We start from the raw sequence: 16,617 nt of genomic DNA, 5'->3' as shown, positions 1-16,617 counted from the left end.
CGCAAGACCGGTGCTACGCTTGCGGGAGGCAATGCACAGGCCGCGTGTGAATCGCCTTATCTGAGCGAAAAAAGCGGTTTTTCACCTGTTCAGCCTGTGGGTATCGTGATTATTTACATAAGTTGACGCAATGCCTCCATAAGGTAAATATGAAAATCCAATTGCTTGATTACTATTGTTTTAATTATTTAACACGGCAAGTTAAGTCTGTGGATAATCGCCTTTAATTCGCCACACCTGCTGATAAACAGGCAGTACGTCGTTTTTTTGTGGTTAACCTGCATTATTTTCTGTTAATAGATTAATTTATCTACTATACTTAACAGGTTACACCATTACGCAACAGCGCGTTTTTACTGATAACCGACGGACAGGCGGTTATTGTTTTCTTCGTGACACCCGCTTTGCAGGGTCACGCATGTTTATAAGGAGAAAAATCATCATGGTGTCGTCTCAGGAACATCCCAAAATCAAAACCCGCCATCAGGAATATTCCCTGATTTTTCCCATTGCCGCCCTTATCGTCCTCGTTTTTTGGGGCAACAGCAGTAACTTTGCATCAGTCGTTGGTATCAATCTCATTGCTCTGGTGGGGATCCTTGCCAGTGCATTCAGCGTAGTGCGTCATGCGGACGTGCTGGCACACCGTCTTGGCGAACCTTATGGATCGCTCATCCTCAGCCTTTCAGTGGTCATCCTCGAAGTCAGCCTGATTTCTGCCCTGATGGCGACCGGTGATGCCGCTCCCGCGCTGATGCGTGACACCTTATTCTCGATCATCATGATCGTCACTGCCGGCCTGGTGGGCGTTGCCCTGCTGCTGGGCGGTCGTAAATTTGCGACTCAGTACGTAAATCTTGGTGGTATCAAACAATATTTGATGGCGATTTTCCCGCTGGCCGTCATCGTGCTGGTTCTGCCTGCTGCGCTGCCCGGCGGAAACTTCTCCACTACGCAGGCTCTGTTTGTCGCCGTGATTTCCGCCGCCATGTACGGCGTGTTCCTGCTCATTCAGACCAAAACGCATCAGAGCCTGTTTATTTACGAGCACGAAGATGACGATGAAGAAAGCGGCCACGGAAAGCCCTCTTCCAAAAGTAATCTGACGCACACCTTATGGCTTATCGTGCATCTGGTGCTGGTTATCGCCGTCACTAAATTCAATGCCAATCCGCTGGAAAGCCTGCTGACTGAACTGAACGCCCCTGCGCAGTTCACCGGTTTCCTGGTGGCGCTGTTGATCCTCTCCCCTGAAGGGCTGGGCGCGCTGAAAGCGGTGCTGCAAAATCAGGTACAGCGTGCGATGAATTTGTTCTTCGGCTCGGTGCTGGCGACCATTTCCCTGACCGTTCCGGCGGTGACCGTGATTGCCACCCTCACCGGTCAGGACCTGATTTTCGGCCTCGACCCGGCGAACATCGTGGTGATGCTGGCGGTGCTGATCCTGTGTCAGATTTCATTCTCGACCGGACGTACTAATGTCCTGAACGGAACGGCGCATCTGGCCTTATTCTGTGCCTATATGATGATTATTATGCTTTAACTCTGGCAGATAAACGCCATAACAAGAAAGGCCGCTCATCGGAGCGGCCTTTTTATTGTCATCAATTCGGTCATTTATGGAGAATTAATTATGAGTAAGCATTCAGCGTTCTCTGGCACAACTCAGAGCGCACGCAATCCTGTTTACCAAACTTAATGATGCCCACCATTTCGTCTTCTTCGAAACGGGATAATGCATCGCTGAGCCCTGATACTACGCCACGTGGTAAATCACACTGGGTAATATCACCATTCACAATCACCGTCACATTTTCACCCAGTCGGGTCAGGAACATTTTCATCTGACTGGCGGTGACATTCTGCGCTTCATCCAGAATAACCACTGCGTTTTCGAAAGTGCGTCCGCGCATGTAAGCAAAAGGCGCAATTTCCACTTTCCCAATTTCCGGCCGCAAACAATATTGCAGGAATGAAGATCCCAGGCGACGTAATAAGATGTCGTAGACCGGGCGGAAATAAGGGGCAAACTTCTCTGAAATATCGCCTGGCAGGAAACCGAGATCTTCATCGGCCTGCAATACCGGACGTGTCACAATAATCCTGTCGATTTCTTTGTGAATTAATGCCTCAGCTGCTTTCGCAGCGCTGATGAATGTTTTGCCGCAACCGGCTTCACCTGTGGCAAAAATTAACTGCTTATTCTCTATGGCTGATAAGTAATGACCTTGAGCTTCGGTACGTGCTTCGATTGCGGAGTGGTCGCGTGTATCCCGTGCCATTCCAATCGATTCCAAACCGCCCATCTGTACCAGTGATGTCACAGATTCTTCCTCGCGCTGGCGGTGACTGCGTGAGTCGCTACGAATGACTCGTTTTGCTTCACGGCGAGCTTTGATCACTGCTTTCTGTCTTCCCATAGTGGCACCTTACAGTTTGATTCACTTAACGCTAAGGCGGTTTCCCGCACGGTTATGTTTCACTCACAAATGAGGTTTTGGTCTCCTTTTAGACCAATTGAAGCCAATGAATAACGTGAAGAGGAAAATCGATCCCATTGATTAAGAAATAATCTCCTGGCTGTTTTCTTTTCACGAAGAGGCATTGTCAGTAATGAACTGAATGTCAATAATGACAAACCGCTGACCCGCACAATAAAATTGCCAGAATTAAAGCCAATGCTGTTCGCACCAGTGTGAAAGAGTCTCCCGGATTTAGGAGAAGAAGAGTCAGTTAAAGAACAGGGTTGTTGTTGCGTGGATGAAAACATCAGTGAAGAAAGATAGGAATATGCTGAAAATGCGTGACGAAATAATAAAGAGTCGGAAGCCTTGCCCTCGTTTGCAGTGACGCGACAACAACGAGTGAATGAGTGAAGCCTGTTATTTACTCTCACCAGCCCAAACAAGGACTTTACCATTCGCGCTCCCCGCAGTGTTATTAACGGCATTGGCCGTACACTCAGAAAAACCTTTTACAGTGCTGCTCAAAAACCTATTTACCGTACCACTCAAAAACTATCGCGCTATGATTTCAGTATAATGACAGCTGAAATAAATGCGTTACTAAAATGTAAAAAAATTTGTAGTCTTCGTCAACAGGATCTTGAGGATCTTTTTGGGATCCTCCCTCCGGTTATTTTTCCACGCTGATTTTACTGCATAAGGTAAAGCAGGCGATCGACCCGCTGACGGCGAAAAGGATCGGAATTAAAAAGTCATGATCAACCCGCGTAAACTCCATAATCAGCACCACCGCGGTTAACGGCATTTTCATTGAAGAGGCCAGAAACGCCGCCGCCCCGATAATGGCAAACGCGCCGAGCGAGGTGCCGGGCCAGAATATATTCCACACTGCACCCAGAATACAGGCCAGCAGCGCGCCGTTAGACAGCCCCGGCGTCAGCAATCCGCCCTGCGCACCGGCGCGCAGCGTACTCCAGGTGATCACCAGTTTGCCGGCCAGCACCGTTGCCGCCAGCGCCACCGTAATCTGATTATCAAAACTCAGCTGTGCAGGCCCCTTCCCGTTGCCCAGCAATTGCGGCAACCAGCCCGCCAGAATGCCGATGAACGCAAAGTTCAGCAGATTGAAAATAATCAGCCGGGCATCGCGCGGTGCCTGCGCTTTTGCGCGGTTGGTCATGCGCGTAAACCCGTATGCGGCCACGCCAAATACCGGCCCCATCACCACTGACCAGACCATCAGCGAGGACGTGGTATTCAGTTGCATCAGATGATACTGCGATTCATTGCCCAGCCCGATCCACGCCACCAGCGCCGCAATGGAGGAAGTCGCGATAGCCGGTAACAGTAACCGCCAGCTGAACGCGCCGAGCAACACTTCAAGTACAAACACCGCGCCACCCAGCGGCACGTTATACACCGCCGCCAGCCCGGCGCCTGCCCCGCAGGCAATCATGATCTGCGTTTCACGCACCGTCAGGCTGAACCGCCCGGCCAGCCAGCTGGCAGACACCGCCCCGATCTCGCGCGGCGCGACTTCGCGCCCGAGCGGCGAACCGAGCGCCACGGTGATAATTTGCAGCAACGCATGGAGCGTGGTGCTGAGGAGAGGCATACGCGGTTGATCAGATTTCACCGCCGCCGCAATGCTGACCAGCGGCTTGCCCCAGCGGTAAAGCGCCCACCAGCCAAACCCCGCCACGGCGCCACACAAGACCAGCACCGCCAGACGCCGCGAGCGTGTTGCCTCACTGACACCCTGTAAAAAGCTTTCGTTGCTGATGATAAAGTCGGGGCTGTAGCCAAACGCAAGGTGCTGGAGGAAATGCAGCAGCAGCGCCAGCAGCATGCCGCCCAGACCGGCCAGAACGCCGGTACACAAAGTGGCTGCGGTCAGCCGCCATAACGGGCTGGTTTCTGCGGGAGGATTCAATTCGGACATGTCAGGGTTTCACTGATTCTGTTGATTTTAGATGAACAGATTACACAAACTCAGTTAAACCGCGCATCAGCCAGAGGGCTTTTTCCACAACAAATTTTTCACAATCGCGTGGTCACAACAGCGGGGTCACAACGCACAGCGGGACTCCTCCTTCCGGCAGGAAGGAGGAGCAGGGATTACGCCTCGATCAGCGTTTGCCCGAGATAATGTTTCTCATCCTGCACACCCGGCAGCGTGAAGAAGAAACCGCCGCCTGTCGGGCGGATATACTCTTCGAGCGGTTCGCCGTTCAGGCGTTTTTGTACCGTGAGAAAGCCTTTTTCCAGATCGTGCTGGAAGCAGACGAACAGCAGGCCCATCTCCAGTTGGCCGGAATTGGTGACGCCCAGAGAATAGCTGTATCCACGGCGCAGCATCAGATTATCGTCAGTGGTTTTGGTGCGCGGGTTAGCCAGACGAATGTGCGCATCCAGTGGGATCACCTTCCCTTCCGGGTCTTTAGTGTAATCCGGCACGTCGTGCTCTTTTTCCATGCCCAGCGGCGCACCTGTGGCCTTGTGGCGGCCAAAGATGGTCTGCTGCTCCTGCAACGGCGTGCGGTCCCAGAATTCGACGTGGAACGGGATAATCCGGGTGGCCTGATAGCTGCCGCCGACGGTCCACGCGGGTTCACCCTGATCGGCAGTAACCCAGATGGCTTTGTCCATCAGCGCCTTGTCTTTACTGTCAGGATTGGCCGTGCCGTCTTTGAAGCCCAGCAGATTGATCGGCGTTTCTTTGCCCTGGCTGCGCGCAGCGTGGGACGAGATAAACCCGTCGCGGCGCCAGCGCACGCTGAGCAAATCCGGCGTGTATTTGATGATGTCACGCAGCGCGTGAACCACGGTATCGCTGTTGTTGGCGCAAATTTGCAGCAGCAAATCGCCGTGGCAAAGTTTGGCATCAAGAGAATCGTTCGGGAAACGCGCCATGCGCTGAAGTTTCAGCGGCTTGTGCGCGGCCAGCCCAAAACGTTCATCGAACAGGGAATCACCGGCGGAGAGCGTCAGGGTGAGATTATCCGGATAAATCTCGCTGCCCATGACGCCGGAATCCATCGGCGGGAATTTAGGATCCACAGAAGGCGCGGTGCCACCGGTGGTCAGGAAGCTGAAACGGGTGTCTAGCAGCCGGAACAGACGCTCCAGATCGGCCTTCGTTGTCGCCAGCACATCAAACGCCACCAGCATCATCGACGCCTGTTGTGGTGTCAGAATACCGGCCTGATGTTCACCATAATAAGGCTGCCTGCCCCAGCGTTCGTCCGGGGAGACCGTACCTGGCGTGTACTCTGGTTTTGCACCGGGTGTTTTTTCGGCCTGCACAGTGGATGCGCCGCCCAGGGCAAATGCCCCGCCTAACAATCCCACGCCTTTGAGCAAACTGCGGCGCGAAGAAGAAACGTCGTCCTGATTATTGTTTTTATGACTCATTACTCTGCCTCGGAAATTTAAAAGCGCCCTTCCCGGTCAGGGGAAAGGCGCTGAAAAATCAATCTAAACCAAGAACACCACGCAGTTTGGCTAAATCTTCTGCCAGGGTGGTGATTGGCCCTTTCATTGCGTTACGGTCTGCATCAGACAGTTTTTCGTAATTCTCATAACCGTCTTTGGTTTTGTATTTATCCAGCAGCGTATCGACGGTTTTGAAGTTAGCGTCGATTTTATCCAGCAACGGTTTGTCGGCTTTTTCCAGCAACGGACGCAGCAGGTTAACGATTTTCTGAGCGCCATCGAGGTTGGCACGGAAATCCCACAAGTCGGTGCGGCTGTAACGGTCTTCTTCACCGCTGATTTTGCTGGATGCCACTTCTTCGATAAGACCCGCTGCCCCGCCGACCACTTTGCTTGGCGGGAAGGTCAGATCGGTAATGCGTTTTTGCAGATCCACCGTATCGGCGTACAACTTATCGGCAAATTTCTCGGTGCCCTGGGTGGTTTTGTCGGCGAAGAGGATTTTCTCCAGACGGTGGAAACCGGTGAAGTTAGGGTCTTCCGCTTTTTTCTCGAAATCGTCTTCACGGGCGTCGATGCTGCCATCCAGATCGGAGAACAGTTCGGCGATGGGCTCAATGCGCTCGTAATAAACGCGGGTGGAAGCGTACAGGGATTGCGCTTTTTTCAGGTCGCCCTTTTTAATCGCCTCAGTGAACGCTTTGGTGTGGGAAACCAGTTCACCCACCTGCTGAGTCACATAGACTTTGTATTCCGCAATCGGGCCAACCAGCGCCATGGCGTCCGGTTTGGTGGCGGCCGCTGCGCCTTCTGCGGTCACGGTCAGTTTGCCTTTTGGATTGCTCAGCAGTCCGCAGGTCATGTCGTATTCGCCCGGTTCCAGGTTAGCCGTCATTTTCTGGGTGAAACCTGGCGCGATATTTTCGCGCTCTTCCACCACCATCACGCCTTTGAGAATTTCCCATTCCAGACCTTTCTGGCTGGCGTTATGCACGACAAACTGCGTTTTACCGGCAGGCACGGTCAGCGCCATCGGTTCACACTGTTTATCATTAACGGTAATTTTTACCTGACGAACATCAGCAGCCAGCACGTTGGCGCTCAGCGCAAAAGCGGGCAGAGACAACAGTGCAATCTGTAAAGCTTTACGGCGAAACAGCGGGGATGAATAGGACATGTACCACTCCATGACAAACTGTGTGAAGAGACAATTAACGTAAAATCAGCGTTGTGTTTTGTGCCCGGCGGAAGCCGCAGCGGCCACAGGCGATTTGCTCTGCGGCATAAAGAACAGGAACAGCGCCGGGATCAGATACAGGAAATACACCGCGACTTCACTGACGGTCGGCGCTTCCTGATACCCGAACATGCCTTCCAGCAGGGTTCCGAATAAAGAGTGCGTGGAGAGCGTCCCGCTCAGGTCAAAGGCGATATCCTGCATGCGGTTCCACAACCCTGCTTCGTGAAACGCGCGGATGGCCCCCGCAGCCAGACCGGCGGCGACAAACAGAATAAACAGGCTGGTCCATTTAAAGAATTTGGCCAGATGCAGCTTCACGCCGCCGTAATAGATGAGGAAACCGAGCACGATCGCCGCGCCCAGGCCGAGCAGTGCGCCAATCGGCGCTTCGATACCGACGTCTTGCTGGAACGCAGCCAGCAGGAAGAACACCGATTCCAGCCCTTCGCGCGCCACCGCAAAGAACACCATCGCCACCAGCGCCCAGCCCTGCCCGCGGCTGGAGTTGAGCGCGTTATCAATCGCGCCTTCCAGATGTACTTTGATTGAACGCGACACCTTACGCATCCAGAACACCATGTAGGTCAGAATGCAGACCGCCACCACCGCCACAATGCCTTCGAACAGCTCCTGCTGCTTTTGCGGAAACTCGCCGGTGGTTTCATTGATGAAAATACCCAGCGCCAGACACAATGCTGCGGCCACGATCACGCCAATCCAGACCACGCCGAGCCACTGCCCGCGCTGCGTCCGTTTCAGATAACTGGCGATCAGGCTGACGATAAGCGCGGCTTCCAGCCCTTCGCGGAACATAATGAGAAACGGAACGAACATAGCGGAACTCCCGTAGAACAAATGACTTACAGTTTGTGCAAGCACTCTGTAAAGAAAAGTAAAATCGAAACGATAGTGATTATCATTCCTGGCGAGATAAATACAAGAGGCCACATGCTGTTTTTTGAGCACGGGAGGGGAAAAGCGCACGAAAAAATATTGCCGGTTGTTTCAGTACCCCGGATACAGGGGGCCGTAAAAGAAAACGGAGCCCCGAAGGCTCCGTGAGGTCACTGTCTGATTCACCGCCCGGGGCGAAAATCAGATGCTGTTGTATTCGGCTTCCGCCGTGTTGAAACGTTCTTCAACTGCTTTGGACGGCTTGCTGCCGGTCAGGCTGACAATCCAGATAGCCAGCGAGGCGAAAATAAAGCCGGGGATGATTTCATACAGCTCGGCCCAGCCGTACTGTTTCCACAAAATCACGGTAGCGGCACCGACCACCATCCCGGCCAGCGCGCCGTTGCGGGTCATGCGTTTCCACATCACCGAGATCAGGATAACGGGCCCGAATGCCGCACCAAAGCCTGCCCAGGCGTAACTCACCAGACCCAGCACGCGGTTTTCAGGGTTTGCCGCCAGCGCAATCGCCACCAGCGCCACCACCAGAACCATCAGACGACCAATCCACACCAGCTCACGCTGGCTTGCGCCCTTACGCAGAAACGCCTTATACAGGTCTTCGGTGATAGCACTGGAGCACACCAGCAACTGACAGCTCAGCGTACTCATCACCGCAGCCAGGATCGCGGACAGTAAAACACCGGCAATCCACGGATTGAACAGCAGTTTCGCCAGTTCGATAAACACGCGCTCACCGTTTTGCGTCACGTTCCCCGCTTGGCCCGGATTATTGCTGAAGTACGCAATGCCGAAGAAGCCGACCGCGATGGTGCCCGCCAGACACAGAATCATCCACGTCATGCTGATGCGGCGCGCACTGCGAATGGTACGGTGAGAATCCGCCGCCATAAAACGCGCCAGAATGTGCGGCTGGCCGAAATAGCCCAGCCCCCAGCCCAGCAGCGACAGGATAGCCACCAGATTCATGTTCTTAAACATGTCGGTGTATTGCGGGTTTTTAGCCTGAATGACCATCATTGAGGTATCAATACCGCCAACCGCGAGGATGACGATCACCGGCGTCAGGATCAGTGCAAAAATCATCAGACTGGCCTGCACGGTGTCCGTCCAGCTGACGGCCAGAAAGCCCCCGATAAAGGTATAAATGATGGTTGCCGCCGCCCCCGCCCACAAGGCGGTCTGGTAGGTCATGCCGAAGGTGCTTTCAAACAAACGTGCACCGGCCACAATGCCGGAGGCGCAATAGATGGTGAAAAAGACCAGAATCACCACCGCCGAGATAATGCGCAGCAGTTTGCTGGAATCTTCAAAACGATGGGTAAAGTAATCCGGCAGGGTCAGCGCGTTATTGTTGGCTTCGGTATGCACACGTAAACGCCCTGCCACCAGTTTCCAGTTCAGATACGCGCCGATGGTCAGGCCGATGGCAATCCAGCTTTCGGAAATGCCGGAAATAAAAATCGCCCCCGGCAACCCCATCAGCAGCCAGCCGCTCATGTCCGACGCCCCGGCGGAAAGCGCGGTCACCACGCTGCCTAAACTGCGGCCACCCAGAATATAATCATCAAAGTTTTTGGTCCGTAAATACGCGATGAGTCCAATCAAAATCATCCCGAAAATATAAACACAAAACGTCACCAGCATCGGTGTGTTCATTGTCATTGTTTTCTCCACTTCTTGTTATTTGTCGTGCTTATTAGCGATGCATATTTCATGCAGGCCGGCACCTGTCTGTCCTGACGCGGCGATAAACGCGGTCAATCTCATGCCGGGGCGAGATGATGGCTGAAACCCGTAAAGGATGCAGCATTACTCTCCATATTTTTTCTTTTTACAGGTGGCTAATCGGGTTTTTATTCAAATTTCCTGTCGGGCGGATACTGGTTTAGCACACCATTGAATTCAAGATAATTAACAAATCAGATACACAAAATTCACGCTCCATCACACTTATTCTGATAACAGGTTGCACGTTACAGACGCAAAGGTTGCACCCTCCACAGCATCACGAAGGAACCCGCACAGCGGCATCTGAGAGGCCAGCACGGTTGTTGAGATGTTAAAAATGCCAGCCAAATCACATCAGGCAGACTTCCTGTGTGAATGAGGTTGCACAAGGTTGCAACATAGAAGATATTGCATGCCATAAACATAATGAAATCACCTGAACCTCTTTATATGGAGTATTGGCGCATGGGTATGACGACGATGGGCGTGAAGCTGGACGAAGGCACGCGCGACAGGCTTAAAGTGGCCGCACAGCAAATTGACCGCACGCCGCACTGGCTGATCAAACAGGCGATCTTTTCCTATCTTGAACGGCTGGAAAATGGCGACGCGCTGCCGGAAATCCCCGCGCTGAACGGCGCTGCGGCTGAAAACGCCGACGATACCCCGCCGCTGACGGTTCAGGAATCGCATCAGCCCTTCCTCGATTTTGCCGAGCAAATCCAGCCGCAGTCCGTCAGCCGTTCCGCTATCACCGCCGCCTATCGCCGCCCTGAGCCGGAAGCCGTTTCCATGCTGCTCGAACAGGCGCGTTTACCTGCGCCACTTCATGACGCGGCGCAGAAACTGGCTGCCGACATCGCCACCAAACTGCGTAACCAGAAGAGCGCCAATGGCCGTGCCGGTATGGTGCAAAGCCTGTTGCAGGAGTTCTCCCTTTCCTCGCAGGAAGGCGTGGCGCTGATGTGTCTGGCGGAAGCCCTGCTGCGCATTCCCGATAAACCGACGCGCGATGCGCTGATCCGCGACAAAATCAGCAACGGCAACTGGCACTCTCACCTGGGCCGCAGCCCGTCGCTGTTCGTCAACGCCGCTACCTGGGGTCTGCTGTTCACCGGCAAACTGGTGGCCACGCACAACGAAGCCAGCCTGTCTAAATCTCTCAGCCGCATTATCGGTAAAGGCGGCGAGCCGCTGATCCGCAAAGGCGTGGACATGGCCATGCGCCTGATGGGCGAACAGTTCGTGACCGGCGAAACCATTGCCGAAGCGCTGGCCAATGCCCGAAAGCACGAAGACAAAGGTTTCCGTTATTCCTACGACATGCTGGGTGAAGCAGCGCTGACAGAAAAAGACGCACAGGCCTATTTGCACTCTTACCAGCAGGCGATCCACGCGATCGGTAAAGCCTCCAATGGCCGTGGCATTTATGAAGGCCCCGGCATTTCCATCAAACTTTCCGCCCTGCACCCGCGCTACAGCCGTGCGCAGTACGAACGCGTCATGGAAGAACTTTACCCCCGCCTGCTGTCGCTGACCTTGTTGGCCCGCAGCTATGACATCGGCATTAACGTCGATGCCGAAGAGGCCGATCGTCTGGAAATCTCCCTCGATTTGCTGGAAAAACTCTGCTTTGAGCCGGAACTGGCGGGCTGGAACGGCATCGGCTTTGTGATCCAGGCTTATCAGAAACGCTGTCCGATGGTGATCGACTACCTGACCAGCCTGGCGCAGCGCAGCCGTCGCCGCCTGATGATCCGTCTGGTAAAAGGCGCGTACTGGGACAGTGAAATCAAGCGCGCCCAAATGGACGGGCTGGACGATTATCCGGTCTACACCCGCAAGGTTTACACCGACGTCTCTTATCTGGCCTGTGCCCGTAAACTGCTGGCCGTGCCGAACCTGATTTATCCGCAGTTCGCCACCCACAATGCCCACACCGTCGCAGCCATTTATCAGCTGGCCGGTAACAACTATTATCCGGGTCAGTACGAATTCCAGTGCCTGCACGGCATGGGCGAACCGCTGTACGAGCAGGTTGTCGGTAAAATTGCCGAAGGAAAACTCAACCGCCCTTGCCGCATCTATGCCCCGGTCGGCACCCACGAAACGCTGCTCGCCTATCTGGTTCGCCGCCTGCTGGAAAACGGCGCCAACACCTCTTTTGTCAACCGCATCGCCGATGCCACGCTGCCAATCGACGAACTGATCGCCGATCCGGTTCTGGCCGTTGAAGCGCTGGCCGCCACGGAAGGACAGGTCGGATTGCCGCACCCGCGCATCGCCCTGCCACGTAATTTGTACGGCGATAAACGCGTCAACTCTGCCGGGCTGGATATGTCCAGCGAGCACCGTCTGGCCTCGCTGTCCAGCGCCCTGTTGCAAAGCGCCAGCCATACGGTCACCGCGCAGCCGATGATCGATGCGCCCACTGACGACGGCGAATTCCTGCCGGTCATCAACCCGTCTGAACATACCGACATCGTCGGGCACGTACGTGAAGCCACAGAAGCGGAAATCAGCCGTGCGCTGGACGCTTCCGCCACGGCCGGCGCCATCTGGTTTGCGACGCCTCCCGAAGAGCGCGCCGCAATCCTGCAACGCGGTGCAGAATTGATGGAAGCGCAGTTGCAAAGTCTGCTTGGCGTGCTGGTGCGCGAGGCCGGAAAAACCTTTAATAACGCCATCGCCGAAGTGCGCGAAGCGGTGGATTTCCTGCACTACTATGCCGGTCAGATCCGCGAAGATTTCACCAACGACACGCACCGTCCGCTCGGCCCGGTGGTGTGTATCAGCCCGTGGAACTTCCCGCTGGCGATTTTCACCGGTCAGATCGCGGCCGCACTGGCCGCAGGCAACAGCGTGCTGGCAAAACCGGCGGAGCAAACGCCTCTGATTGCGGCGCTTGCCGTCGGTATTCTGCACGAAGCCGGTGTTCCGGCGGGGGTACTGCAACTGCTGCCGGGCAAAGGCGAAACCGTCGGTGCGCAGCTGGTCAATGACGAACGCGTTCGCGGCGTGCTGTTCACCGGCTCCACCGACGTGGCGGGTATTTTGCAACGCAACATTGCAGGAAGACTCGATCCGCAGGGGCGTCCGACGCCGCTTATCGCCGAAACCGGCGGCCTGAATGCGATGATTGTCGATTCCTCCGCCCTGACCGAGCAGGTCGTGATGGACGTGGTGGCCTCCGCCTTCGACAGCGCCGGTCAGCGTTGTTCTGCTCTGCGCGTGCTCTGCATTCAGGATGACGTGGCCGATCATACTTTGCAGATGCTGCGCGGTGCGATGGCCGAATGCCGCATGGGCAATCCGGAACGCCTGTCTACCGATATCGGGCCGGTGATTGATGCCGATGCCAAAGCCGGTATTGAAAAACATATCGATGCCATGCGCGCCAAAGGCCGCACGGTGTATCAGGCCACGCAGGAATTCGCCGCTGATCAGCAGGAATGGAACCGCGGCACCTTTGTAAAACCGACGCTTATCGAGCTGGAAAGCTTTGACGAGATGAAGAAAGAGATCTTCGGCCCGGTGCTGCACGTGGTGCGTTATGCCCGTCAGGATCTGGATAAGCTGATCGGTCAGATTAATGCCGCCGGTTACGGCCTGACGCTGGGCATTCACACCCGCATCGACGAAACCATCCACCGTGTGACCCAGCAGGCGCACGTCGGCAACATGTACGTGAACCGCAACATGGTTGGCGCCGTGGTCGGTGTACAGCCGTTTGGCGGCGAAGGCTTGTCCGGCACCGGCCCGAAAGCGGGCGGCCCGCTCTATCTTTATCGCCTGCTCAGCAGCCGTCCGCCATTTGCCGTGCAACAAACCTTGCTGCGTCAGGATCGCGATCTGCCGCTGGACACGTCCGTGCGCGACGCGCTGCTTGCACCGCACCGCGCGTTGCAACAGTGGGCAACCCGCAGCCAGCAACCGGCCGCCTTTATCGACGTGTGCACGCGCTTCGCCGAAAGCAGCCAGGGCGGCACATTGCGCACCCTGCCGGGGCCAACGGGCGAACGCAACACCTACGCCCTGTTACCCCGCGAACGTGTTCTGGCACTGGCCGATAACCAGGCCGACGCCCTGCTCCAGCTTGCCGCCATCACCGCGACCGGTTGCCGGATCCTGTGGCCGGAAGCGCCGTTACAGCGCGAACTGTTCAGCCAGTTACCCGCGGCGGTACAGGAACGCGTGGACTTCGCACAAGACTGGCAAAACGATGCGCCGGTCTTCGATGCGGTCATCTACCACGGCGACGCCGATCAGCTGCGGGAACTGTGTCAGATTATCGCCAACCGCCCTGGCGCCATTGTGTCAGTGCAGGGCTTTGCGCGCGGCGATGACAATGTGTTGCTGGAGCGCCTGCTTCACGAGCGCTCATTGAGTGTGAACACCGCCGCGGCGGGAGGAAATGCGAGTCTGATGACCATCGGGTGAGGGTTGATATCAGTGGCCGCCGCAATGGCGGCCTTTAACCCTGACCGAAACAGTGTCGGTTTCTCAGTTGCAGTGATCGCTTAACCCGTTGTGCCGACACCGCCAGAGAGGAAGGAAAGTGCCTCCCTCTTTGATCTCCCACGTTTTTTTTCAAACATGCTTTATCGCGTACACGATGTACGTGCTCTGAGACTCCCCCATGTAAGGCAATCCCCGACACGTTGCCCGCCAGCCACAATATCTGTCTCCTCTGTCATAAATCCGTCATCCCTCTGACTTACCCTGCCAGTAACAAAATAAATCAAACTGTGTATTTGTATTTCTTTCGTTTTATTAAAAGGAGTTTTGACAATGCAACAACCTGTATCTCTGCTCGCCCGCGCCATCGCTGCCGCCCTGCTGCTTTCCGCTTCTGCCGGGTCTTTCGCTGATGAAAACAGCGTACTGACCGACCGTGCGGCAAAAGGCGTCCTGACCGAACAAGGTGGCGCACGCCGTCTCAGCGGTGATCAGACAGCCGCGCTGAAAGCCTCGCTTTCTGACAAAACGGTCAAAAACGTTATTTTGCTGATCGGCGACGGCATGGGTGATTCTGAAATCACCTCGGCGCGAAATTACGCGGAAGGCGCAGGCGGTTATTTCAAAGGCATCGACGCCCTGCCGCTTACCGGCCAGTACACCCATTATTCTCTCGATAAGAAAACGCAAAAACCTGACTACGTCACCGACTCTGCCGCTTCAGCCACCGCCTGGTCCACCGGCGTGAAAAGCTATAACGGCGCGATTGGCGTGGATGTAAACGGTAAAGATCACCAGACAATCCTTGAAATTGCGAAAGCCGCCGGAAAAGCCACCGGCAACGTGTCGACCGCCGAATTACAGGACGCCACCCCGGCCGCACAAATCGCCCACGTCACTTCCCGTAAATGTTACGGTCCGCAAGAAACCACTGAGAAATGCGCCACTAACGCGCTGGAAAACGGCGGCCGCGGTTCCATCACCGAACAGTTATTGCAGACGCGCGCCGATGTTACGCTGGGTGGCGGCAGAAAATCCTTCAGCCAGCTGGCCAAAGCCGGTGATTTCCAGGGCAAATCGTTGAAAGAACAGGCACTGGCGCAGGGATATGTGTGGGTGGAAAACGCCGGTGAGCTCAGCGCAGTAACGCAAGCCGACCAGAAAAAACCGGTGCTCGGCCTGTTCTCCGAAAGCAACATGCCGGTACGCTGGCAGGGTCCAAAAGCCTCGTATCACGGCAACATTGATAAACCTGCCGTCACCTGCGAAGCCAACCCGCAGCGAACGGCGGATATCCCGACGCTTGCCGCCATGACTGAAAAAGCCATCGATCTGCTGAAAACCAATGAAAAGGGTTTCTTCCTGCAGGTTGAAGGCGCATCGATTGATAAACAGGATCACGCCGCGAACCCGTGCGGACAGTTTGGTGAAACCGTTGATTTAGACGAAGCCGTGCAAAAAGCGCTGGAGTTCGCCCGTCAGGACGGCAACACGCTGGTTATCGTCACCGCCGACCACGCCCATTCCAGCCAGATCATCGAAACCGACGCCAAAGCGCCGGGCCTGACACAAACGCTGACCACGAAAGATGGCGCACCGATGACCATCAGTTACGGCAACTCAGAAGACGATTCCCAGGGCCACACCGGCACGCAACTGCGCGTTGCCGCGTTCGGTCCACACGCAGGGAATGTGGTGGGCCTGACCGATCAGACGGATCTTTTCTTCACCATGAAGGGAGCAATGGGGATTCAATGAGATTAGAACGGTAAGGGTTAGGGGCGCGGGCTGAGTTTCAACGTCAAGACCGTGGGTTGCCACCCACACCGGCCTTAAGGTCAAAACCTTGGGCTCGCCGCCCAAACGGGCCTTAAGGGGGGCTTATCGCCGCCCCCCTTAAGAATCCCAGGCTCTTTCACTGCGCGCTGCCGCTCGCTGGCTATATTCCAGCGGCTCCGGCTATTGCCGCAAACTCCGCCGCTACGCGGTCCTCTCATTTCAGGTTGGAACCCGCTCGGAAAAACACCCTCGCGGTTTCTCACCGTTCATTCGACGTCGTTTTGAGCGCGGCCAAAGGCTATGTGAAGCAAAACCAAACACATTTCCTTTGATTTTGAAATGCCAGTGGCCGCACAGAAAATCACGCCGGAAGGAGTGGCACCGTTTTCGACTTTTTAATTCAAAACTTAAGTCTCTATGATCTTTTGAATGACATAGCCATTGGCCGCGCTCAAAAATCACGCCGGAGGGAGTGGTGGAAAACCGCGCGTCTGTTTGCGCGGGTTGTAACCCGAGCGGAGGGCACCGCGAAGCGGCGGGATTTTGCGGCAATAACGCAAGCCCCTGAAACATAGCCCGCGAGCGGTAGCGCGC

General features: G+C 55.3%; 10 protein-coding genes. 3 read left to right on the top strand and 7 right to left on the bottom strand.

Annotated features, from left to right (window positions below):
- The first annotated feature begins 442 nt into the window (after positions 1-442).
- Positions 443-1,543, top strand: coding sequence for a sodium-potassium/proton antiporter ChaA (chaA, locus tag J1779_RS00875; protein ID WP_056770249.1), 1,101 nt, complete (start codon positions 443-445; stop codon positions 1,541-1,543).
- 88 nt (positions 1,544-1,631) lie between these two features.
- Here the strand turns inward: chaA and phoH are convergent, their stop codons facing one another.
- The 6 genes from phoH to putP all read right to left on the bottom strand — a co-directional run bounded on the left by phoH (position 1,632) and on the right by putP (position 9,720).
- Positions 1,632-2,420, bottom strand: a complete 789-nt coding sequence (gene phoH, locus J1779_RS00870; RefSeq protein ID WP_217202604.1) for a phosphate starvation-inducible protein PhoH — start codon at positions 2,418-2,420, stop codon at positions 1,632-1,634.
- Between the two features lie 715 nt (positions 2,421-3,135).
- A complete protein-coding gene (locus J1779_RS00865) occupies positions 3,136-4,407 on the bottom strand; it encodes a chloride channel protein (protein WP_217202603.1) in 1,272 nt (423 codons plus the stop codon).
- A 176-nt stretch (positions 4,408-4,583) separates the two neighbouring features.
- Positions 4,584-5,879: an iron uptake transporter deferrochelatase/peroxidase subunit gene (gene efeB, locus J1779_RS00860; protein WP_217202602.1), complete on the bottom strand. Its 1,296-nt coding sequence runs from the start codon at positions 5,877-5,879 to the stop codon at positions 4,584-4,586.
- Positions 5,880-5,937: 58 nt separating this feature from the next.
- The gene (gene efeO / locus J1779_RS00855; protein WP_183847259.1) at positions 5,938-7,077 is read right to left on the bottom strand and encodes an iron uptake system protein EfeO; all 1,140 of its coding nucleotides are present in this window, start codon (positions 7,075-7,077) and stop codon (positions 5,938-5,940) included.
- A 45-nt stretch (positions 7,078-7,122) separates the two neighbouring features.
- A complete protein-coding gene (gene efeU, locus J1779_RS00850) occupies positions 7,123-7,974 on the bottom strand; it encodes an iron uptake transporter permease EfeU (RefSeq protein WP_122095183.1) in 852 nt (283 codons plus the stop codon).
- Positions 7,975-8,235: 261 nt separating this feature from the next.
- Positions 8,236-9,720, bottom strand: a complete 1,485-nt coding sequence (gene putP, locus J1779_RS00845; RefSeq protein ID WP_136375077.1) for a sodium/proline symporter PutP — start codon at positions 9,718-9,720, stop codon at positions 8,236-8,238.
- 531 nt (positions 9,721-10,251) lie between these two features.
- Between putP and putA the strand changes: the two genes are divergently transcribed.
- On the top strand, positions 10,252-14,226 hold the full coding sequence (gene putA, locus J1779_RS00840; protein WP_217202601.1) for a trifunctional transcriptional regulator/proline dehydrogenase/L-glutamate gamma-semialdehyde dehydrogenase: 3,975 nt from the start codon (positions 10,252-10,254) through the stop codon (positions 14,224-14,226).
- A 351-nt stretch (positions 14,227-14,577) separates the two neighbouring features.
- Positions 14,578-16,002, top strand: coding sequence for an alkaline phosphatase (gene phoA / locus J1779_RS00835; protein WP_217202600.1), 1,425 nt, complete (start codon positions 14,578-14,580; stop codon positions 16,000-16,002).
- A gap of 240 nt (positions 16,003-16,242) precedes the next feature.
- On the opposite strand, the gene J1779_RS00830 is transcribed toward phoA, so the two are convergent.
- A partial coding sequence (locus J1779_RS00830) for a hypothetical protein (RefSeq protein WP_217202599.1) occupies positions 16,243-16,617 on the bottom strand: 375 nt, incomplete at its 5' end.

This window comes from Rahnella rivi (assembly GCF_019049655.1).
Lineage (GTDB): Bacteria > Pseudomonadota > Gammaproteobacteria > Enterobacterales > Enterobacteriaceae > Rahnella > Rahnella rivi.
This window is presented reverse-complemented; position numbering and strand designations above follow the sequence as displayed.

Coding starts and splice junctions, on each gene's coding strand:
- chaA (WP_056770249.1), top strand. CDS start 443: ATGGTGTCGTCTCAGGAACATCCCAAAATCAAAACCCGCCATCAGGAA.
- phoH (WP_217202604.1), bottom strand. CDS start 2,420: ATGGGAAGACAGAAAGCAGTGATCAAAGCTCGCCGTGAAGCAAAACGA.
- J1779_RS00865 (WP_217202603.1), bottom strand. CDS start 4,407: ATGTCCGAATTGAATCCTCCCGCAGAAACCAGCCCGTTATGGCGGCTG.
- efeB (WP_217202602.1), bottom strand. CDS start 5,879: ATGAGTCATAAAAACAATAATCAGGACGACGTTTCTTCTTCGCGCCGC.
- efeO (WP_183847259.1), bottom strand. CDS start 7,077: ATGTCCTATTCATCCCCGCTGTTTCGCCGTAAAGCTTTACAGATTGCA.
- efeU (WP_122095183.1), bottom strand. CDS start 7,974: ATGTTCGTTCCGTTTCTCATTATGTTCCGCGAAGGGCTGGAAGCCGCG.
- putP (WP_136375077.1), bottom strand. CDS start 9,720: ATGACAATGAACACACCGATGCTGGTGACGTTTTGTGTTTATATTTTC.
- putA (WP_217202601.1), top strand. CDS start 10,252: ATGGGTATGACGACGATGGGCGTGAAGCTGGACGAAGGCACGCGCGAC.
- phoA (WP_217202600.1), top strand. CDS start 14,578: ATGCAACAACCTGTATCTCTGCTCGCCCGCGCCATCGCTGCCGCCCTG.